Origin of the sequence: Planococcus notacanthi, from assembly GCF_030407825.1 — a bacterium.
In the GTDB taxonomy this organism is placed as follows: domain Bacteria; phylum Bacillota; class Bacilli; order Bacillales_A; family Planococcaceae; genus Planococcus; species Planococcus notacanthi.
Genome location: NZ_JASDCQ010000001.1, coordinates 999,371 through 1,019,689 on the forward strand (window position 1 = coordinate 999,371; position 20,319 = coordinate 1,019,689).

General features: G+C 46.7%; 20 protein-coding genes and 1 pseudogene. 14 read left to right on the forward strand and 7 right to left on the reverse strand.

All coding sequences use genetic code 11. From position 1 onward, the window contains the following. The first annotated feature begins 110 nt into the window (after window positions 1-110). From QMA01_RS04850 to QMA01_RS04885, 8 genes are all read left to right on the forward strand, one after another. Window positions 111-2,114, forward strand: a complete 2,004-nt coding sequence (locus tag QMA01_RS04850; protein ID WP_290214430.1) for an ABC1 kinase family protein — start codon at window positions 111-113, stop codon at window positions 2,112-2,114. 390 nt (window positions 2,115-2,504) lie between these two features. Then, window positions 2,505-2,717, forward strand: coding sequence for a hypothetical protein (locus QMA01_RS04855; RefSeq protein WP_290214431.1), 213 nt, complete (start codon window positions 2,505-2,507; stop codon window positions 2,715-2,717). A gap of 35 nt (window positions 2,718-2,752) precedes the next feature. Then, window positions 2,753-3,103 (forward strand): hypothetical protein, encoded by a 351-nt coding sequence (locus QMA01_RS04860; RefSeq protein WP_290214432.1) that lies wholly within the window; start codon window positions 2,753-2,755, stop codon window positions 3,101-3,103. A gap of 268 nt (window positions 3,104-3,371) precedes the next feature. Next, the gene (locus QMA01_RS04865; RefSeq protein ID WP_290214433.1) at window positions 3,372-4,004 is read left to right on the forward strand and encodes a hypothetical protein; all 633 of its coding nucleotides are present in this window, start codon (window positions 3,372-3,374) and stop codon (window positions 4,002-4,004) included. Between the two features lie 141 nt (window positions 4,005-4,145). Next, entirely contained in the window at window positions 4,146-4,469 is a 324-nt protein-coding gene (locus QMA01_RS04870) for an ArsR/SmtB family transcription factor (RefSeq protein WP_290214434.1), read from the forward strand. Between the two features lie 131 nt (window positions 4,470-4,600). Beyond that, window positions 4,601-5,830, forward strand: coding sequence for an MFS transporter (locus QMA01_RS04875; RefSeq protein ID WP_290214435.1), 1,230 nt, complete (start codon window positions 4,601-4,603; stop codon window positions 5,828-5,830). Window positions 5,831-5,982: 152 nt separating this feature from the next. Beyond that, window positions 5,983-6,444 carry a hypothetical protein gene (locus QMA01_RS04880; RefSeq protein ID WP_290214436.1) on the forward strand — a complete coding sequence of 154 codons (462 nt, stop codon included), beginning with the start codon at window positions 5,983-5,985 and terminating at the stop codon, window positions 6,442-6,444. Window positions 6,445-6,469: 25 nt separating this feature from the next. After that, window positions 6,470-6,799 carry a hypothetical protein gene (locus QMA01_RS04885; RefSeq protein ID WP_191715684.1) on the forward strand — a complete coding sequence of 110 codons (330 nt, stop codon included), beginning with the start codon at window positions 6,470-6,472 and terminating at the stop codon, window positions 6,797-6,799. A 592-nt stretch (window positions 6,800-7,391) separates the two neighbouring features. On the opposite strand, the gene QMA01_RS04890 is transcribed toward QMA01_RS04885, so the two are convergent. Further along, window positions 7,392-7,778: a VOC family protein gene (locus QMA01_RS04890; RefSeq protein ID WP_290214437.1), complete on the reverse strand. Its 387-nt coding sequence runs from the start codon at window positions 7,776-7,778 to the stop codon at window positions 7,392-7,394. A 358-nt stretch (window positions 7,779-8,136) separates the two neighbouring features. Between QMA01_RS04890 and QMA01_RS04895 the strand changes: the two genes are divergently transcribed. From QMA01_RS04895 to QMA01_RS04905, 3 genes are all read left to right on the forward strand, one after another. Continuing rightward, the gene (locus QMA01_RS04895; protein WP_290214438.1) at window positions 8,137-8,673 is read left to right on the forward strand and encodes a GNAT family N-acetyltransferase; all 537 of its coding nucleotides are present in this window, start codon (window positions 8,137-8,139) and stop codon (window positions 8,671-8,673) included. Window positions 8,674-8,834: 161 nt separating this feature from the next. Beyond that, on the forward strand, window positions 8,835-9,665 hold the full coding sequence (locus QMA01_RS04900) for an AraC family transcriptional regulator (protein ID WP_225218528.1): 831 nt from the start codon (window positions 8,835-8,837) through the stop codon (window positions 9,663-9,665). 122 nt (window positions 9,666-9,787) lie between these two features. Then, complete coding sequence (locus tag QMA01_RS04905) at window positions 9,788-11,899, forward strand: sensor domain-containing protein (protein WP_290214439.1); 2,112 nt, start codon at window positions 9,788-9,790, stop codon at window positions 11,897-11,899. A 128-nt stretch (window positions 11,900-12,027) separates the two neighbouring features. Here the strand turns inward: QMA01_RS04905 and QMA01_RS04910 are convergent, their stop codons facing one another. The 4 genes from QMA01_RS04910 to QMA01_RS04925 form a co-directional block, all read right to left on the reverse strand. After that, a complete protein-coding gene (locus QMA01_RS04910; protein ID WP_290214440.1) occupies window positions 12,028-13,629 on the reverse strand; it encodes a pyruvate oxidase in 1,602 nt (533 codons plus the stop codon). A 151-nt stretch (window positions 13,630-13,780) separates the two neighbouring features. Further along, window positions 13,781-14,032 (reverse strand): hypothetical protein, encoded by a 252-nt coding sequence (locus QMA01_RS04915; RefSeq protein ID WP_290214441.1) that lies wholly within the window; start codon window positions 14,030-14,032, stop codon window positions 13,781-13,783. A gap of 24 nt (window positions 14,033-14,056) precedes the next feature. Beyond that, window positions 14,057-15,316: a phenylacetate--CoA ligase family protein gene (locus tag QMA01_RS04920; RefSeq protein WP_290214442.1), complete on the reverse strand. Its 1,260-nt coding sequence runs from the start codon at window positions 15,314-15,316 to the stop codon at window positions 14,057-14,059. A gap of 185 nt (window positions 15,317-15,501) precedes the next feature. Beyond that, on the reverse strand, window positions 15,502-16,266 hold the full coding sequence (locus QMA01_RS04925; protein WP_290214650.1) for a TerC family protein: 765 nt from the start codon (window positions 16,264-16,266) through the stop codon (window positions 15,502-15,504). 444 nt (window positions 16,267-16,710) lie between these two features. Between QMA01_RS04925 and QMA01_RS04930 the strand changes: the two genes are divergently transcribed. After that, the gene (locus QMA01_RS04930; RefSeq protein WP_290184836.1) at window positions 16,711-16,887 is read left to right on the forward strand and encodes a hypothetical protein; all 177 of its coding nucleotides are present in this window, start codon (window positions 16,711-16,713) and stop codon (window positions 16,885-16,887) included. Then, the gene (locus QMA01_RS04935; RefSeq protein WP_290214443.1) at window positions 16,884-17,531 is read left to right on the forward strand and encodes a DsbA family oxidoreductase; all 648 of its coding nucleotides are present in this window, start codon (window positions 16,884-16,886) and stop codon (window positions 17,529-17,531) included. The genes QMA01_RS04930 and QMA01_RS04935 overlap by 4 nt, the downstream gene beginning before the upstream one ends. 142 nt (window positions 17,532-17,673) lie before the next feature. On the opposite strand, the gene QMA01_RS18200 is transcribed toward QMA01_RS04935, so the two are convergent. Together QMA01_RS18200 and QMA01_RS18205 are read right to left on the reverse strand one after the other, a co-directional pair. After that, window positions 17,674-18,477 carry an endonuclease I family protein gene (locus tag QMA01_RS18200; protein ID WP_422766034.1) on the reverse strand — a complete coding sequence of 268 codons (804 nt, stop codon included), beginning with the start codon at window positions 18,475-18,477 and terminating at the stop codon, window positions 17,674-17,676. A 336-nt stretch (window positions 18,478-18,813) separates the two neighbouring features. After that, window positions 18,814-19,233, reverse strand: a pseudogene (locus tag QMA01_RS18205) (lamin tail domain-containing protein); the annotation flags it as partial. A 403-nt stretch (window positions 19,234-19,636) separates the two neighbouring features. Between QMA01_RS18205 and QMA01_RS04945 the strand changes: the two are divergent. After that, on the forward strand, window positions 19,637-20,254 hold the full coding sequence (locus QMA01_RS04945; RefSeq protein WP_290214445.1) for an NUDIX hydrolase: 618 nt from the start codon (window positions 19,637-19,639) through the stop codon (window positions 20,252-20,254). The last annotated feature ends 65 nt before the right edge of the window (window positions 20,255-20,319 follow it).

A 20,319-nucleotide genomic window follows, 5' to 3' on the forward strand; every position in this document is an offset into this window, starting at 1 on the left:
TAACGCTAGAACTGCATTAGTGGGCTAGCAGAACTCTAAGAGTAGTTTTGGTATACTGAAGGCAGAAATTCAGCCTGTTGCAGTCTGAGGATGAGAGGAGCAAGCCCTTCATGACTTATTTGATTATGTTAGTGGAATTATTGGCAATTGCACTGTTCATCTATTACGTCAGTGGCCGATTGATGGGTTCGAAAGTCAATTTTACGAAAAGAATCCTTTCCGTGCTGCTGGGGGTCAGTTTGACGACATTCGTCTATTGGTATTCGTATCTGCGCTATACGGACTTTTCAACTGAAAGCATTGCCTTTGCGGTTACAGACGCCAGCGCCATTATTTGGATCGGCAGTATGCTGCTGATTTCGATGTTGTTCTACTTGTTTTTCGAACTGTTCGATCCAATTGAACTCGGCGAACGGGGAGAGCGCATCACTGGGCGGAAATTTATCGTTCAACGGCTAAGACATCGGTGGCGCCGCCAGAAACGTCTGAGCCAAGTACTTGAAATTGCTGTCCGGAACGGATTTTCCCGCACAATCCGTTATGCCCGCCACCGGGAAAGCAACCGTGATTTTGCCATTGCTTTCCGCGATACGCTGGAACAAAGCGGGGGCATTTTCATCAAATTCGGCCAGGTGCTGTCCACTCGCACCGAACTGTTTTCACCCGTTTTCATCGAAGAACTGGAAACCCTGCAGCAAGATGTCAAACCCCTGACCAGCGACCAAGTCACCGACATTCTGAAGAATTCCTTATCCGCAAGTATTGAAGATGTCTTCTCAGAATTTCAAATGGAGCCGCTCGCCGCCGGTTCCATCGGCCAAGTGCATCGGGCTGTTTTGCGAAAAACGCAGGAAGACGTAGTGGTGAAATTGCTGCGTCCTGAAGTGAAAGGAATCATGCGAAATGATTTAGACATTCTCGTCGAATTCGCCGATTGGGTCACCAGCAAGTCGAAATGGGCAGAAAATATCGGTTTCCGTGAACTCGCCATTGGTTTTGCGAACGGGCTGCGCGAAGAAATCAATTTCGGGATTGAGACACGCAATACCATTCAAGTGGCCAATGCACTCAAAAAAAGCGATTACCTGGTGAAAATTCCCCATGTTTACCGGGAATACAGCAATGACAACTTAATCGTCATGCAGTATTTTAAAGGGAAGAGCATTTCCAGAGGACAAGACGTCTTTGACCAGTTTGATGTCGACCAGAAAGAGTTTGGGCGGACGGTGCTGTTCTCCTTTTTTGAACAGATGCTGTTTTCCGGGATCTTTCATGCCGATCCGCATCCGGGCAATATCTTCATCGATGAACAAGATGGACAGCCGGTTCTTCTGGATTTTGGTGCTGTTGGACGTTTGGCCGCTCCGCAGCAGGACGGTTTGAATCTGTTCATCATCGGTGTCCAGCAAAATGACGCAGAAGTCATTTGCGACGCCATCAATGCACTTGTAGAAGACAATAGCCAGATTGACCGCCAAAAGCTTGAACAAGCGGTCGGGCAATTGCTGCTGAAGATATCGTACGTCGACAAGATCCAGACGGAAGAGCTGATCCATGCCATGTTTGATATCGTCCGTGAGTTTGGTTTAGCCTTCTATCCTTCTGTCGGCATGGCGCTGCGTTCACTGATCAGCCTCGACAGCACGCTCCATACCATCGATCCGAAGTTCGATATGTTCACCGAAGCCAAGGTCTTCGCGAAGAAATACAAAACCGCTGTGCTGAAGAAGCCGTTTACAGAACCACGCGAAACCAAACAAAAAATCGAAGAAGAATTGGCCTTGCTGATTCCGGAAATGATGAAATTGCCGAAACGCGCCGATCAATTGATCCAGCGCATAGAAGGCGGTAAAATCATCCTGCACCATGACGTGTTTTCCGACAAACACAACGCCAATTTCATCCTTCAATTGTTTTCACGTTTTGTGCTGCTGTTGTCAGGCATCACGTTCGGTTTGATATCAGCCGCTTTGCTCGCAATTGCACAGTTCATCAATACCCAATACGCCATCTACTTGAACACCGCTGCTTATACCGGATTGTTCCTGTGCGTCATCCTGTTGGTGCGACTGTCTATCCAGGCCATCCGTGATATGAAGCGAAGCATTTCCTGAAAAATCGCACTCTTAAACAGAGTGTGGTTTTTTATTTCAGCTGGAGGGATGGCACCATAAAAAACGGCAGCCATTCATACTATAGAGGCGAATTTGTATTCTATATCCGACGAACCTGTACACCGGGATAGCCGTCGCCACCCTCTATTGTTTTGTCTTCTGAAAACTCAGCAATCCAGGCTGATTTCGAGTGCCCTTTATTTTTTATTCAGTTATCATTCAATTGGTTTTTCTGGGATTATTCGCATGGATGAACAACCATTTTAGAGCCGATGAATATTTTACACACGACTGTGTAGACCTGTATGGAGACGTCATCATCTTGTTTTATTTCTTGATGGTGATGCCGCTTCTTTGAGAGTTTCAAAAAAAAGACAAGGAGGTGCTTGGATGTTTGATCAGGGCTTTCCTGAACAGTTGAAAGAGGACGTTCTTGCCGTAACCAGATTGATTGCCCATAAATCGGCGAATGCTGCTATGGAGATGCCTGAGCAATTTATTCATTATGTACATAAAGGCAAGGCTATTCAATTTCCTTATCGCATCTATTACGTGGACATTCCAGATAAAGCGGCCGCCAAGTTAGCCCTCAGCAAAAAATAATTCTGCATTGCATCTATTCAAGAAGCCACGATGGCTTGATACGCCAAAAGCATCTGCGCTGCTTGCTGCAAATGGATTATGAAGAGTGGGCTATCCCTTATATCGTGAAAATCTGTGATGAATACGTTGTAGAGATACTGGAGATGGTTTATGGCTTATTGAAGAATCAGAATACCACCGAGATTCAGCGCTTTTGTTTAGAAAACAAAGAGTCTTTCTGCAGAAGCTACAGCAGAATGATCAGCTATTGGAACGATTATTACCGGCATAGCACGCCTGACCATCAGCAATACGTTGGCAGTAAGTTGTTTAGAGAGTGTTTAGGGTATTCGAAATCAATGGAAATTAAAGTGATAACGCCATATGGACAAGTGCTTGTTGACTGACAGCATACGCATAGGGCATTCAGAGATCTACAACCGTTCAAGCTAGAGGACAGTGTATAAAAAATATAATTCCTGACTACCCCGCTAATTCTCACGAGAATTGGCGGGTTTTTCTGTTTAAAATCAGAACTCGTCGTATGGTTGGACACTTGGATTAACAGCTATGTAAAATAATTGAAAGAATATTGAAACTGCTTTCTGTTTCATTCGTATTATTACCAAGAACGGACTTTTGAAATACAGAAATTAACCAATAGGGAGGGATTTTATGTATTTTATTAAAAAGAACGAAGAAGCATCTCGGAAGATTGTTGCGGGTTTTATAGTTTTACTGATTGTCAGTTTCCTGCTTATGGGATGTTCCACCGGAGATACTGAAGAAGGTAACGGGGCGGAAGCCAAAGAAGCTGTAGATAAAAACGAACAGGCCATCCGAGCCGTTATTGAAGAGGAATTCAATGGTCCAGACGAGGAATATAAAGAATTGCTGAATGCAGCGATGGAAGCACAGGTTTCAGAAGAGTATATGGATGATTACGAAGCCTACTTGGAATCACCTGAATACCAGGCGTTAATGAGCTATATTGAAGAAACGTACGCTTCTTATTTTACAGAGAATGGCTATAATCACTTTATCAATTCCACGCCGGCTTTTATGTATTCAGGCTTTGAACAGGATTATGAGTTGACTCCTTCCGCTATTGAAATCACTCAAAACGAAGCCGAAGATACGTTATACGATATTAGTTTCCAAGTAGCGTACACAGATGGAAACGGTGAATCGAGTGACTACCATTTCGAAGGGAGTGCCACTGTCCCTGAAGAAGGAAAAATCGGGAAGATTGAGTATTTGGACGGCTATGAAGATGGACTCCATCAAGCACTCACCAACAATGAATAAAAATAACTTGACTGAACGCTGCCTTTTAGGCGGCGTTTTTTTATTAATCGCCTGATTTGATAAACGTCCAAGTGTACACAATCTACATTCCGTTGGCTCCCATGTTTGACATATCGAATTAAATCGATATACAATGCGGCTATGGATAATTTAAATGAATTAGACGTATTTAAAGCTTTGTCGAACAAGACCCGTTTAGATATACTGAAGTGGCTGAAAGATCCCGAAAAGAACTTCCCGAAACAACAGGCCCATTTGCCGAAGGAGGTCAGCATTGAAGGTGGGGTTTGTGTGGGGGATATTCAAGATAAAGTGAACTTGTCCCAATCTACGGTCTCGCATTACTTGTCACTTATGCAAAAAGCCGGGCTTTTGGAAGCAGTCCGCTATGGACAATGGACGTATTACAGACGCAATGAAGAGACATTGGCTAAAATTGCAGAGTTCGTGAAACAGGAGATTTGATTCTTTTGGAAGCGGATCTCTGTCTGATTTATATATCGATTATTCTAGATATATCTATATTTTAAACTCCAGACTTTTTAAAATAAGAGTAGGGAAGGCACCATACGAAAAGTATTGGAGTGAATTATTTTATGGCCATACAGGCGCGAGAAGATCTATTGAATACAAAACAGAAGGTATTGGCATTTACTTTAACGTTATTGACTTTTGTGATGGGGACCAGCGAGTTTGTCATTGTCGGGCTTTTGACAGAAGTCTCGACCGATTTGAATATCACATTGGCTACGGCAGGCACGTTGATTTCAGGATTTGCGATTGCTTATGCCATCGGCACACCGCTGCTTACGGCTTACGTCAGCCGGTTTCCCAAATATCCATTGATGCTTTTATTTATAACGATTTTCATCATCGGCAACATCATCAGTGCTTTATCAGGTTCTTATGAACTCTTAGTGTTGTCGCGTATCTTAACAGCCGTTGTCAGCGGTGTATTGATCGCCTTGTCGATGAGCATCGCAAGTGACACCATGCCCGAAGCCAAGAAAGGGTCAATCATTGCCCTCATTTTTGCCGGATTCACGATTGCCAACGTTCTGGGGGTTCCTTTAGGGACGTTTATCGGACAGCTTGGCAATTGGCAGCTGACTTTCTGGTTTACAGCGCTCTTGGGCGTCATCAGCCTGGGGATCAGCATTTTCATTATCCCGAAACACTTGCCGGTTGAAAAAGCATCCGCTAAAGAACAGTTGAAATTACTGACGAATCCGCGGATGGTGTTGGCGTTCTTTATCCCGACGTTCGCTATTGCGGGTACTTATACTGTCTATACCTATATCACACCGATTCTGGAAGACGGATTGGGAATTCCGACAGCGTATATCAGCATAATACTTTTGGCGTACGGCGCGTTTTCCATCCTCAGCAATGTATTGGCAGGGAAAATTGCCAGCCATAACGGCATCAGCAAATTGCGGTTTGTCTTTATCATTCAAGCCATTATCTTAGGTTCGCTGTTCTTTACCATGCAATCAACGGTTGCGGGGCTCGTCAGCATTTTATTGATGGCTGTCATGATCTACGTCATGAACGCGACGATTCAGCTGTATTTGATGAATTTGGCGGCGGTGTATTTCCCGGCTGCCAAAGACTTTGCTTCGTCTTTAACGCCTGTAGCCGTCAATATCGGCATTGCACTGGGAGCGACACTCGGCGGATATGTCGTTGCACATGGCAGTTTGATTCATCTATCCTGGGTGGGCGGACTTTGTGCACTGATTGCATCCGGTTTGTCGTTCATCAGTTACCGGTTGGATCAAAAAGAAGTAAACGTCAATGCTCCGGCGTATCAGGGGATAAAATAATAATTCAAATGAACATCCAGCAGTTGGCTGGGTGTTTTTTTATGCTGTTTCTAAGAGATTCGTTGAAACGGATGACTCAATCGCCCGTATACTTATAAAGTGCTTTTTTAATCGCCTTTAAATAACCCTTTATAATTAGGAGAGTGGCCAATATGTCATCCATCGCATTTCTGGCTTCATTACGGCCATTTGCCATTCCGCAAGAAATGCAGGACAAGCAAGACCAAACTGACTTTAAAAAAGAAGAGGAGTTTCTGTCTTTTTCTATTCAACCCCTAGATGATTATTGGCTTGAAGAAACCGGAGGATTGTTTACGCTTCCTTATTTGTATGAAGCTTACGGGTTGGAACATGAGGATTTTTTGCTGTATCTTGAAAAATACATGGAAACGGGCGACGTGTTGGAAATATACAGCGTCCCTAATCAGCTTAGATTCACCAAATACAAGCAAAAACTATTGGAGCGGCCGAAACCGATCCATATAAATGTAGGCTGCCATACATACCGAGACACATTCGGCTTGTATCAACTGACCAACGACAATTGGGTGACCGAATTAAGCCATCGACATTACCTTTCAGAGCACGGCATTACGACATTCGTAAAATATTGAGCCATAAGGTCTGGAGGCGCCGTATATGAAGAGAATTTTTTCTATCGTCATGCTGAGTTTGATGCTAGCTGCTTGCAGCGAAGAAACCGGAAGCTACGCGATGATTGTCGTAATGAATGACAGTGAGTATGGAGGCACGGAAGAAACGCTCGATGGCTATGAGATGGATAAAATAATAGGGACAATCACAAAGAAAGTTCCTGCTGACGTTTTCCCAGCAAATAATCAATCCAATGTTTTTGAAGCAGGAACGACTGTTTATTCTGTGAAGGGCGAAAACGCGTTTGTTATTGCTGAAGAACCAGACGGCCAAAAGCATTTGATGCAGCGTGCGCCAAGTGCCAATAACAAATAGATTGAAACGGAACAGATACAACTGGACTAGATGAGCGGTTAGTATGCCTGTAGATGTTTGGGAGCAATTGAGCAGCATGTGCTGAAAGTTGCCGGGTTTAAACAAGCGATACCAACATTAAGTACCGCTAACTGATTTACAACGGATGATTGCATAGGGGATATTTGGAGTAATGGATGCGTGGGATCCGTTAAGTTTGAAAGACTATGTAATATGTACAAGGATGGCAAAGACAGAAGAAGAGCCGGTAGCGAAAAAGCCTCTTTTCTTGAATTTCAATTTAAGTAGACATAATATAAATTATCGGAAGTAACGTTTCACTAATTAAGTATACTCATGACAGTGAGACGAAATGGATTTTTTCATAGAAACGAGCCGTTTTTGGCTTTTTTCAAGGATTTCAGCTTTTGTGTGTTTTCTGCGCATGTTTGAACATCTTTTTAATTTTACGTGTTGAATTTGTATGCTGAAGAATTTTTTTATTTCCATAAAAATTCTTCAGCATATTTTGTTTCTACAGATCCAGTTACAACGATTGAAATGAAAATTATCATCTCACGAACTTTATGAAACTTTGATTACACGTCAATCGTCACATCACCAGCAAATTCCATCGGTGTCCGTCCATATCTGCAAATGCTGCACCGTAAAATCCATTCTGTTCCGCCGGCTCACTGAATACGAATCCGCCTGCTTGTTTCACTTTGCCGATCGTCTCATCAAGTTCTTCTTTTGTATCCACTGATATTGAAAACAATGCTTCCGTCGACTGATTGGTATCCGTTAATGCATTGAGCGAATAGCTTTTAAACCGCTCCTCCAAAACCAACATGACATGCACTTGATGAACCCCGACGACCATTCCAACCATTTCATTGCCGGCATGTCCTGGCTCCATGACGTTAAACCCAACCGCACTGAAAAACTCCCGGGATCTCTCTAAATCTTTGACTGGCAGATTGATCCACAATTCCTTCACGATTTCTCACCTGCTTTCTTTATTTAAAGAATCACTTACTTACGGGATAACCGCATTTATTACCTTGATTTTATTCCATTTATCTGAATATTCATACCATAAACACCTCTTTTCACGATTTTCCAATGAAAATACCCCTACAAAACCGCAGTGATTTGCTGTATCTGATAACCATATATACGATTTCAATTCATTCCTTAAACGGTTCCACAGCTTTTACTGACCTTCCCCACTCCTTTGCGTGTCTGAAACCCAGAAACGGTCGCAAAAAGCAGGAGTCATAGGTTAAAATAGATGAAGTGCAATCAACTGAGCTGCAAAGCCGAATGTCCACTTACCCATTAAAGGAGCAATCATTATGAAAAAAGGCACTCTGGTCTACTTAAGGGTCATCAAAGACGAAGACATGGAAAGCATGTACCGCTCATGCCAAGACGAAGAACTCTTGTACATGACAGGCACCCGCACTTCTTTCACATTTGATCAAATCCGTGAAAGCTATAAACGGTTCAGCCAAGATCCGAGCCGCCGCGACTTTGCGATCTGCTCACTTGATTCAGGCGAAACGATCGGAGATCTGGCCATACTGGACATAGACTTGCACAACAAAAAAGCTGGATTCCGGATCGCCTTGCACAGCAAGGATACGTGGAACAAAGGCTATGGCACGGAAGCCACCCAGCTGGCACTGGCTTTTACGTTTGAAGAACTCCAGCTTAACCGCCTGGAATTAGAAGTGTATTCCCATAATGTACGGGGAATAAAAGCATACGAAAAAGCAGGTTTTAAAAAGGAAGGCACATTGCGGCAATCCCTTTTCTGGAATCACCGCTATTCCGATGAAATCCTGATGGGCATGCTTCGGGCAGATTATGACAACCGCAAACAGTTCTAGCACTCTTCGCCAGCAAATATTTTCTTTTAGTATTCTTCGCCACAAGAATTTCCTATCAATTCTTGTGGCGTTTTTTAATTTCTTTTAAATTTTACCGGTATTATACAGAAATACTTATTAATTCTTGTTATACTAAAAGAAAATGGAAATGAGCGATTCTTTTGTCGAAAGCCACGGAAATAAATACAGATCCTCTCTTCTTTTATACAGTTGAACCTTTTGAAAGTACTCATGGACAATCTCTTAACCAGCCGCTCCACCGGCATTCCGAAACCGTGGAATTGCTGTTGGTGCTTGAAGGCACTGTGCACTGTCGTCTAGAAGGAAAAAGCTGCAAAGCTCCTGCTGGCAGCGTACTAGTCATTCCGCCTGGAACCTGGCATGAGCTGAGGTATCCAGCCTCTAAACAGCAAAGCGGATACCGACTGGCTTTTAGTGGGTACACTCTCCTTGCCCCTTCCTTTTCTGACTGGCCCCCTGTTATTCCAATCAGCGACCTGCACACGCTTAAAGCCCTGTTTGTCCGTCTGCAAAAAGAAAAAACGCAGCCGCATGCAGAACAAGCGGTACGTCACTTGATCGGCCTGATACTGGCACTGATCAGCCGATCCATGGAAAACCGCAAGGCGACTGCACTCCATAACCGGGAACATACTATCCAGGAAATCAAACTCTATATGGAAGAAAACCATAGCCGCTCCTTGACGCTCAAGGACATCGCCGGCCGTTTCAACTTGAACAAATATCAGCTGGCTCGCACTTTCCAGCAAGTAACGGGCATCAGCCCCCTTCAATACCTCATCTCTTGCCGTATGGACGCAGCGAGGCAACTTCTCGTCGCCACCGATATGCCGGTTGCTGAAGTGGCCCAGGCGACCGGCTACAAAAGCGCCACTCAATTCCAAGCAGCGTTTAAAAAAGCAGTCGGTAAGACTCCTCGACAATATCGCATCGCCTGTAAAACCGCTGACCGAATCGAGGAAATTAAATAAAAAATGGAATTTCTTTGAAAACTGCTTTATCATAAATAACAAGAAATTATATTTTGGAATTGTACACCAGCGAATTTGCAGATATTATTGGTCATCAGTTTAAATTTTGGAGGAACAAATCAATGAAAAATGATGGCAAAAACAGCGACAACGAAGCGGTCCCAGACCTTTCTTCTTTAAATGGCTTACTCTATAAAGACTTGTTTGATGGCATGATTCAGCAAGCGCCCGTCGGCATGTATATATTAACTGGCTGGTCTTACAGCTATGTCAATCAGCACTTTTGTGAACTCATCGGCTACAGTGAAAAAGAGTTGTTGAACGGGGACGTCACGTTACCGGACCTTGTACATTCGGAAGACCTGCCCATTATCCGGACACGGGTAGTGGCGGATACCGGTTCGCTGGATGCCTATGCGCGTTACCGGCTCCGCGTATACAAACGCAGCGGAGAAATGATGCATGTGGAAGTCCATTCAACCAAGAAAAGGCTCCATGGACAAGACGTCCTGTTTGGAACCGTCATAGACGTCACCGCAGAAATCACAGCTGCCCTGCGTTTAACAGAAAATGAAGAAAGGCTAAATTCCCTGTTCGCTTATAATCCGGATGCGGTCTTCACTTTCGATTTGGAAGGGAATTTTATTACAGCCAATCCAGGATGTGAAACCCTGTCCGGCTATTCAATCCCGGAACTGCTTCAATTGTCTTTTATTCCATTGATTGTTTCAGAAGATTTGCCAGTGGCCCTCCTTCATTTTGGCAACGCCTTGCGCGGAGTTGCCGAAACTTATGAACTCACCATCACCCGTAAAGATGGCGAAAAACGGAACCTCTTGGTGACCAACTTCCCCATGAAGTCGGGTGGACAGATTGTCGGCGCCTATGGCATTGCGAAAGACGTCACCGATGCGGCCAACCATAAGAACCTGTTGGAAGAATTGGTGTTTTTCGATCCATTGACGCGCTTGCCCAACCGCAAATTATTTGAAGACCGGCTGAAACAGGCAATTGAAGCGTCACTTCCCCATGAACCTCAACCGACGGTGCTGTTCTTGAACCTGGATCGCTTCAAATTCATCAACGATTCGTTCGGCCACCGCTTCGGCGATGCGTTTTTGAAAGAAATTGCCCAGCGTCTGTTGGCAACTGTAGACAGCCCGAATACGGTGGGACGGTTTGTCGGAGATGAATTCGCGGTGCTGTTGCCGAATCACGCAAAAGAGCGGGTTTTCCATCTGGCGGAACGCTTGAACGAGTCGTTGGCGGAACCTTTTGAAGTGTTGGGCCATTCCGTGTCCATCTCCGCAAGCGTGGGCATCGCTTTCAGTTGTGGCTCGAAAGAAAGTGTGGAGGGCCTGATCAAGAAAGCGGACACGGCCATGTACTATACCAAAAAACACAAAACCCATAACTACGCGGTTTATTCCGAAGAACTGGATCAACGGTCCGCTTACAAATTGAGCATCGAGCGGGAACTGAAAACGGCCATCGCCAAACAGCAATTGGTTCTCTATTATCAGCCGATCGTCGCGTTGCCCAACACCAAACTGAGCGCAATGGAAGCGTTGATCCGCTGGAACCACCCGGATCTCGGCATGGTGCCTCCTGATCACTTTATTCCCGTATCCGAGGAAAGCGGCCAGATTGTCGCCATCGGCCGTTGGGTCCTCTATACCGCCTGCCTGCAGAACAAAGCCTGGCAAGATCAGGGACACCCTCCCATCAAAATTTGCGTCAACATTTCCACCATCCAACTGCATCAGCCGAATTTTGTCCAAACGGTCAAATCCGTTTTGGAAGAAACCGGACTGGATGCCAAGTGGCTGGAACTGGAAGTGACGGAAAGCATTTTACTGGAAGAGACGGACTCCTTGAAACAAAGCCTCTGCGCTTTGAAAGAACTGGGCATTTCCTTGTCCATAGATGATTTTGGGACGGGGTACACGTCCCTCAGTTATTTGCGCCAGTTTTCATTTGACCGCATCAAAATCGACCGCAGCTTTATCGAAGACATCAGCAATGAACTAAAAGGCAAAGCGATCACGTCCACTATCATTTCACTGGCGCATCGATTGGGCATGGCAGTGGTGGCTGAAGGCATTGAAGACGAAGCCCAGTTGGCATTCCTGCAAAGCGAACGGTGCAATGAGGGCCAAGGGTATTACTTTAGCCGCCCGCTTCCGGCAGAGCTGCATGATTTGCCTCGTCTGTTCAACCCATCCCGTATTTGAGTGACATTGACGAATCGATCGAACCTCTACATTGCCAGTGATAGAAGAACATGAAAAGATGTCGCACAATTCAAAAGGCAGCCTGCTATTTTTCAGCGGGCTGCCTTTTTTTATGGATTCATTCTTGTTCAGGAAGGCGGGTCACTGTCTTCAACATACGCGTCGATGACTACCGGGATGCGGCTGTTTTTGGCTTTGGCCAATGCGTCTTTCAGTTCAAGCCGTGTCTTTGCCGTGTAGCCTTCCCCTCCGCAGGCGCGTGCGAATGCCGCAAAGTCGATGTTCGCCAACTCAACTTGTGTCGCTTCATTGCCCATTTCTTCCTGTTCGTGTTCGATCAGCTGGATTTTCTGGTTGTTGAAGATGACGAGAATCATCGGCAGCCGGTATTTGACCGCCGTGACAAAATCCTGCATCCCCATCGAAAAACCGCCATCCCCAAGTAAAGATACGACTTGCTTGTCCGGATAGGCGAGTTTGCCGGCAATGGCGCCCGGCAGTCCGCAGCCCATGGTCGCAAGCCACGCCGACACGACAAGCTGCTGGTCCGTCAGCTGCAGGTAACGCGCGCTCCACAACGTGACACTGCCGACGTCCAAAGACACCACCGCGTCCCGCTCCAGGATCTCCTGGACTTCTGCGATGACATGCTGCGGCTGCAGCTGTTCGGTGACTGACGCCATGTCGTCTTGCAGAGTCTTGTGCCACTCGGACCGTTTCTTCTGGTACTTCAAGAGGAAACCTTCATCTTTATCTTTCAGGTTCGCGGTCAGCCAAGCGGCAGCCGGAGCCAATTCCCCGACCAGCCCGACCAACACGGGATAATACTTGCCGATCACTTTTGGGTCGACATCGATTTGGATGGCCGGCACGTCGTCCGGCAAATACTCCCGGTATGGGAACGCGGTGCCTGCCAGTATCAACAGGTCCGCTTCTTTCATGGCCTGTTCCGCCGGTTCTGTGCCGAGCTGCCCCAATTGGCCGAGGTTATGCGGATGGTCGTCCGGAATGATGCCTTTTGCCGGAAACGAAGCGATGAGCGGCGCTTTCAGCTTTTCAGCGAATGCCAGCACTTCGGCTCTGGCATGGGCTGCGCCTTTTCCTGCCAGGATAACCGGTTTCTTGGATGCCCTCAATAAGCGCAGCGCATCCTGCAGGTCTTCTTCATGGGCTCGTATGGTCGGCGTGGCATATGCGGAAGACGTCAGCACTTTGTCGCGTTTGATTTTGGTGCCGAACAAGTCATCAGAGACGATCAGCACCGCCGGCCCTTTTTCAGCGTAAGCGGTCCGGATCGCTTGATTCAGCATGTCCGGCAGCTGTTCCGCGTTTTGGACGCGGCGGTTGTAGACGGCGACTTCTTCAAACAGCGATTCCATTTTCAGTTCCTGGAAACTGTCGGTGCCGACGAGGTCGCTGCTGACTTGCCCGACAATCGCCAGCACCGGTGTTTTGTCTTTTTGGGCGTCGTACAGGCCGTTTTGCAGATGCACCGCTCCGGGACCTGCAATGGACAGGCAAACACCGATTTTGCCGGTTAATTTCGAATACGCGGACGCCGCAAGCGCTCCGGTTTCTTCGTGCCGGATCTGGATAAAGCGGATGGCTTCTTCTTTTCGCAGCTCTTCCATAAATTCATTGATGGAGTCTCCCGGCATCCCGTAGATGTGGTCGACATCCCAGTCCTTCAGCAACTCAACGACGTAGCTTCCTGCTGTCCTGTCAAACATGGACATCCCTCGCTTTCAACAATTGGGGCGCAACCCCTTTTCTCTTGCACATACCTCTAGCCGGGGAGAGTTAAACGTCAGGCATGAAAAAAGCGCACCCTTTGCCACTTGCCAGCAATGGAGCGCTTGGACTTATTTCGAGTTGCCGGAATCATTGCGGTAAAAACGTTCTTCGCTTTTTTTTCTCCACCCAGCTCCAGAATATGAAAAGGGCTGCCGCAATCGCCACGACCAGTAACGAAGCGTAAAAGACGAAGTCGAAATCCATTTCCCGGACGATGACTTCGTCGACTCCGGCAAGATTGAATTGGCTGTAAGTGATGCTGTCATAGCCGATCCACCAATAAGCCAAAGGCAAACCGAGGACCAAACCGCCAAACAAGGAACCAAAAAACTTCTTCATGTGCAGCCTCCCTCTCTTTTCCGTTCATTCCACCGGTTCGGGCGGATAGGCCGGATAACGGTAGATGTGTTTGAATTTCCCGCTTTTCGGATGAGCCTGAGGCATTTCCTTGGCGAGAGTCACACGGACGTGAATTCCCTGTTGTTGAAAAAACGCCTGCAGTTTCTCGTCAGCTTCGTGAAATGCCTGTTCCGGGTCCTGTGCCTGCAGGCGGAGTTCAAGGGTGTCTTCATTCCGCTGGATCAATTGGAAGCGCTCGATGGCCTTAACCTTCGATAGCACGGACTGCAAGGCGAGCGGTGCGATACGCTGGCCACCGGAAAATGGCAAAATGTCATCGGTGCGCCCTTCTAGTTCAATCCACCGCGTTTTTTTGCCGCACGGGCATGGGTCGCTATGAATAATGGCACGGTCCGTCAGTACGTAGCGGATGAATGGCTGCGTCAAATTGAATAAATTGGTGATCAGCAGCTGTTCCGCTTGCTGCCCGTCAGCGACCGGACGGAATTCCGCGTCCACCGCTTCTACGATCAGCCAGTCTTCGTTGAGGTGGTAGCGCCCTTCCCGGCATTCACAGGCGATGGTGCCCGCTTCCGTAGAGGCATAAGTCGATTGGACGGTGCAGCCGAACGCTTCGCTGAGCTCTCTGCGCAATTCGTCGCTCAAGTGTTCACCGCCCGCCATGATCAGTACCGGAGAGATGGCCAGCTTGCCGCTCCGCTGTTCCGGCAGCAGCAACTCCAGTGCCGTCGGGTAGCCGCCGAGAAGCGCGGGCTGGAACGCATTCAGCTGGCGGACGATGCTGTCGGTGTCTTGCCGCACATCTATGATGATCTGGTCTTTTTTCCAAGGCATGCGCCGCTGATTCATGCGGACGGTGCCGTTGCCGAGGTAAAAGCCCCCGTCGACAAACAATCCGGCTGTGCGCTTGCCGTTCTTCAGGAATGCCTTCAAATCTTCCCGCTTGGCGACCGCTCGCAGCACCGCAAGCGCCGAGACAACATTCATCGTGGTCTTGTCATACAAGACAATCGCCGGATGCCCCGTAGAACCGGACGTCGTATTGACCAAGTAGCGGCCGTTCAGTTTCCGTCCGATGTTGTCCGGGTTTTCCATAAAACGTTCCACATCCTGCTTGGAGACGGAGCGGTCGGTGAGCCAATCATCGAAATTCGCCATCAGATCTTTCTTGTGGGTAACAGGCAAGTCAGATAACTGAATCGGTCCGCTGATTGGCAAGAGCCGTTTTGCAAAATACGGACTGTGCTGTCTGGCGTGCTGCACCAGATGCATCAGGCGCTCTTGCTGCAGGTGATGGAGCTGTTCTTGAGTGAACGCCCGTGCGCTGTGCGTCAGACGGAGTGCTTTGAGTAATCCCATGCTTTTCATGCCGCTTCACCTCTTAGGACACTGAATTTTCTTACTTCCAGTTTACCACGCAGAACCAGTCCAGCGGCAAACGGTTTCAGCTACTTCGCGGCATCTCGGTCGTTCTGTTTTTTCCCCATCCAAGCACCCACTGCGACAATGCCGAGCATGACCGACCAGAAGATTATTGTCCACGGCAAGGAATGCGGGAAATCGTGCGGCAGTATCCCGATCTTTTCATGGGACAAGGTCAATACACCCAATTTCACGCCGACCCAGCCGACGACAACGAAGGCTGCGGTTTCAAGCTGCGGATAGCGTTCCAACAGCTGGACAAACTTATGGGCCGCAAAGCGCATGATGATGACCCCGATCAAGCCTCCCGCGATCATGACGGTAAATTGACCGCCATTGATGCCGCCGATGGTGAAATCCCCCCAAGGAGGGAGCGTTAGAGCCAACGCCACAGCCGCCAGCATTGAATCCACCGCGAACGCGATGTCTGCAACCTCAATCTTCAAGACTGTGGTCCAGAACCCTGATCGGCTGCGGGGTTTTTCAACCACCGGCCCAAGCCCCGGCTGTTGCCGCTGATCGTAAATGTGCTTGGCCGCGATGAACAACAGGTACAGCGCGCCGAGTGCCTGGATCTGCCAGACATTGACGAGCAGCGTAATCGCAAAAAGCGCCAGGAACCGAAACAGGAACGCCACCGACAACCCATAAAACAAGGCTTTTTTCTGTTGCGCTTTCGGCAAGTGTTTGACCATAACCGCCATGACCACTGCATTGTCTGCCGCAAGCAATCCTTCCAGACCCACCAGCACCAACAGAATCCACGCATATTGCAGGACCATCACTTCCATTGCAGTTTCCTCCTTCTTTTCAAACAAAAAAGACCCATGCCTAAATAATTAGGCAAAGGTCTCGCTGAGCATTCGTATCTGCCATCACAACCGATGATGACGCATCATCATGTCCTGACGATTGTGAAAGAGGTTTTCCTCCAGCTACTCCCCCTTGGCTGTGGGGCAAGCATATAGGTGGTGCTTGTACAAATCTGTTGCATCTTTTGGTACCCGTCACTGTTTGTTGGCATTCAGCTCTTTAATAAGTTTATACCACCATTGTGGAGCTTACTAAACAGAAAAACGGTTGCTTGCGAAAGAAATTTGAAAAAAAGTGAAGATAGAAAGAAGGTAAATCCTGCGCAAACTGCACATTTCAGCAACACCGATCCAATTATTAGAATATGTCTGCCTTTTCCTTTACCATCAATGATAAACATACTTTAAGAGGAGGGTTATGGAATGGGTAAAGAAATGAAAAACGAAACGTCAGCAGTAAAACAGGCTGTATCAAAACATACACGACAGGACATTGATGGATTTCAGCTAATTGATTTTGGGGAGTCCACTGGATTTGCCTGTGATGTCCAAACAGGAATCTGCGGACCGATTGACCAAAATAAGGAGGATGAAAAATGAAGATAACGATCTGGTCAGACTTTGTATGCCCGTTCTGCTTTATTGGCGAAGCCCATCTGAACGGAGCATTGGAGAAATTTGAACATGCGGATGACGTCAGCATTGAATACAAAAGCTTTCAGCTGATGCCGGATGGAGAGTATGTGTCCGGAAAGGATTATGTCGAGACTTTAGCGAATATGAAAGGCATGCCTTTAGCACAGGCTGAAGCTATGCTTAAACAAGTAGCAAATTCGGCAACCCGCTCAGGAGTTGATATAAATTACGACATAGCGAAATTGGCTAACACTTTTGACGCACATCGGATTTTCCAATATGCAAAAGAACAGGGAAAAGGAAATGAATTCTTCCAGCGTTCCTACGTAGCGCATTTCACAGAAGGCGAAATTTTGAGCGATACCGAAACCATCGTCCGTCTGGCAGAAGAAGTCGGTCTTGACGGCGCTGAAGTTTATAAAATCGTGGAAAATCAAACGAACGCTGAAAAAGTGGAGCAGGATATTTCTGAGGCGCGTGCAGTCGGTGTGCAAGGTGTCCCTTTCTTCGTAATCGACAATAAATACGCGGTTTCCGGTGCGCAGCCGGTTGAAGCATTCAGCCAAGTTTTAAATCAGGTATGGGAAGAAGAATATGCGAAAAAGTAAGCAAGTAAATAGAACGGCCTAAAAAATGCCCTTTCAGCTCATTCCGGCTGAAAGGGCATCATTTGTTTAAAATATGTAATCGGTTCCTATTAAAAACCGTACTCCTCGCTCCATTTTCATTTTATTTGGAATGGCAAAACTATTACCAAATCGATTCGGCCCATTCTGGATGATCAATAAACGGATTGCGGTTACCTTGGATGTTTTCGACTTTTTCGTTGCGCTGCTGTTCCCAAGTGCTGACAGGATCCTGCGCGTGCCATTCCTGCAATACGGAAATTTTGCCGTGGTAAGGCGTTGAACCATTATTCACAGAGTCGTTCAATTCCAAGTCCACCGCATCGCCTGGCTCATAGCGGACTGCCATGTAAAACAGCATACGGGCCACGTCGCCTTTTACGTCATCCGGTGGCTCCCAAGAAGTAGCTGTGCGCAAGCAACCATCGCAGCCGCTTACTGCTGTGCCCCCGTAATCAAAGTCCAGGTTGCCGCGCAATCCGTTCACTTGTACATCAGTCGGGCGCAAATGATGGATATCGGTACCTGCCCCCATCGCCGTTCCAAAACTGCCATGAGATTTCGCCCATGTGTGCTCACGGTTCCAGTCGCCGACATTGCCGCCGTTCAAAGATTTTGAACGCGACTCACCGTTATACAACAAGAGGACATTGTTCGGGTTGTTCGGGTCTTCATCTGTCATTTTCAATGCGTCCCACACTTGTGAATAGCTGAGTTGACGGTGGTTATCGATGATTTCATGGAGTTCCGCTTTTAACGCCGTCCCCTGCAAACCATTCGCTGCTTCATAATAATCATCTGTGGCAGTAGCTTCTGCAGACACGGACACTGAAAATGACTGTGTGACGCTTTGATTGCCATCGCTTGCAGTCACGCCGACGATATGAGAACCTTCCGGCAAGCTAAGTGTCAACGTCGATTCGGTTATCGTCCCTTTAGTCGATGAGAATGAAAGACTTTGTCCTTCAGGATCGGAGAAATATTCAGTCAGGTCATACTGTAAGCTATCACCTGTACTCAATTGTTCGCCAGCAAAAACCTTCGTTGTTGCGGGAGCCTTATTTTCCTTTGGCGGAACTGGTGTTTCACCATACTTATTCATCGTATGGTTCCCCAGGTGCTCAAATGTATTAATAGGATACGCAATCCATTCAGTCGAAGGATCGAATGCATCATCCATTGCACTGTCGCCAGCCTGAATATCCGGATTGCGGACCAGCGTGACATCTTTCGCGTATTCAATGCGCGCGCCTACTTGGCCAATCGAATCGATAGGTGCCCCGTCTTTTTCCAGTACTAATGCATCATCTCCGTTAAAATTGATAACACTGGTATTTGGTAGATTTCCTTTGCTCTGGATTACCAAGTCTGCATCGCTATGATAAAGGACTAGCGTTTCACCGCTTGGAACAGTACCGGATAGCGCCATTTCACTTTTCACTGATGTGCTGCCATTTGCATACAACGCTACTGAATAAGGGCTCAACTCTATTGAAGCGCCTGTCCCGTTGTAAATTTCGATTGCTTTGTTCAAGCTGCTGCCCTCAATGTATTCCGAAATAAAAAGATCACTTGCTGGTGTAGCTGCTTGAACCATCATTTGTGAACCAGGCAACCACAGGCTCGCAACTAAACCTACCGATAATAGTGCCTTTGCTGATTTGTTCCATATTCTTTTGTCCATCGTATTGTCGTCCTCCTCTTTTCTGTATAATTGTTTCTGTTTGCCCGTTAGTTTTGTTTATCTGACTTTCTCCAATGAGTTTTGTAAATTATTAGTATTTTGTTAATTTAATTTACATTTTTTTCTATTCTCTTCTTAAACTTTACCGAACGCTTTTCTCCTCGTCAACGTTATTTACGAAAAATTACATAAAATTAATAAAACGTAAAAAACCCGGAAAAATTATTTGGGTGCCAGGCACAAAATAATTTCAAATGGAATTAAATTGAATGGAAAAACCACGAGAACTTCTATAGGATAATGAATAAGCAAACAATTCAAACTAATAAGTGCTAATTTATTTTATAAAGTGAATTTTTGAAAGCCAAGGATGGTGGTTATTATAAAGAGGGAGATGCTCTTTATGAGTCTTAAATGGTTGGAATGGGCCAAGCGCATCCAGTCGCTTTCCCAATCGGGGCTGACTTTTTCGAAAGATGTCTTCGATTTAGAGCGATTTGAAGAATTGAGGCAAATCAGCGTGGAGATCATGGAGGAACATACAGGCGTAGAAATGCAAAAAATCAAAGATCTGTTTGCTGCTGAAAAAGGCTACCAGACGCCCAAAATGGACGTGCGGGGAGCAGTCTTCCACCAAGGGAAAATTCTCATGGTGAGGGAAAACATCGACAATAAGTGGTCTTTGCCCGGGGGTTTTTGTGACGTCGGCTTGTCGCCTGCTGAAAATATTGCCAAAGAAATCCAAGAGGAATCGGGCTTCGTTGTGGTTCCGACAAAAATGCTGGCCCTATTGGATATGAACAAGCATCCCCACCCCCCTCAGCCCTTTCACTATTACAAGCTCTTTATTCAATGTGAAATCGTGGGTGGCGAAGCGACGAATGGGGTAGAAACAAAGGGCGTGGAATTCTTTCCTGAAGACGGTTTGCCCGAATTGTCAGTGAACCGAAATGTGGAATCACAGCTTCAACTGCTCTTCGAATTTGAACGAAACCCGACAAAGCCAACTGTATTTGATTAAAGAAATAATGCATAATAAATAAACATTTACCCATTAGAATCTCGAACATGACCGCCAAGTAAACT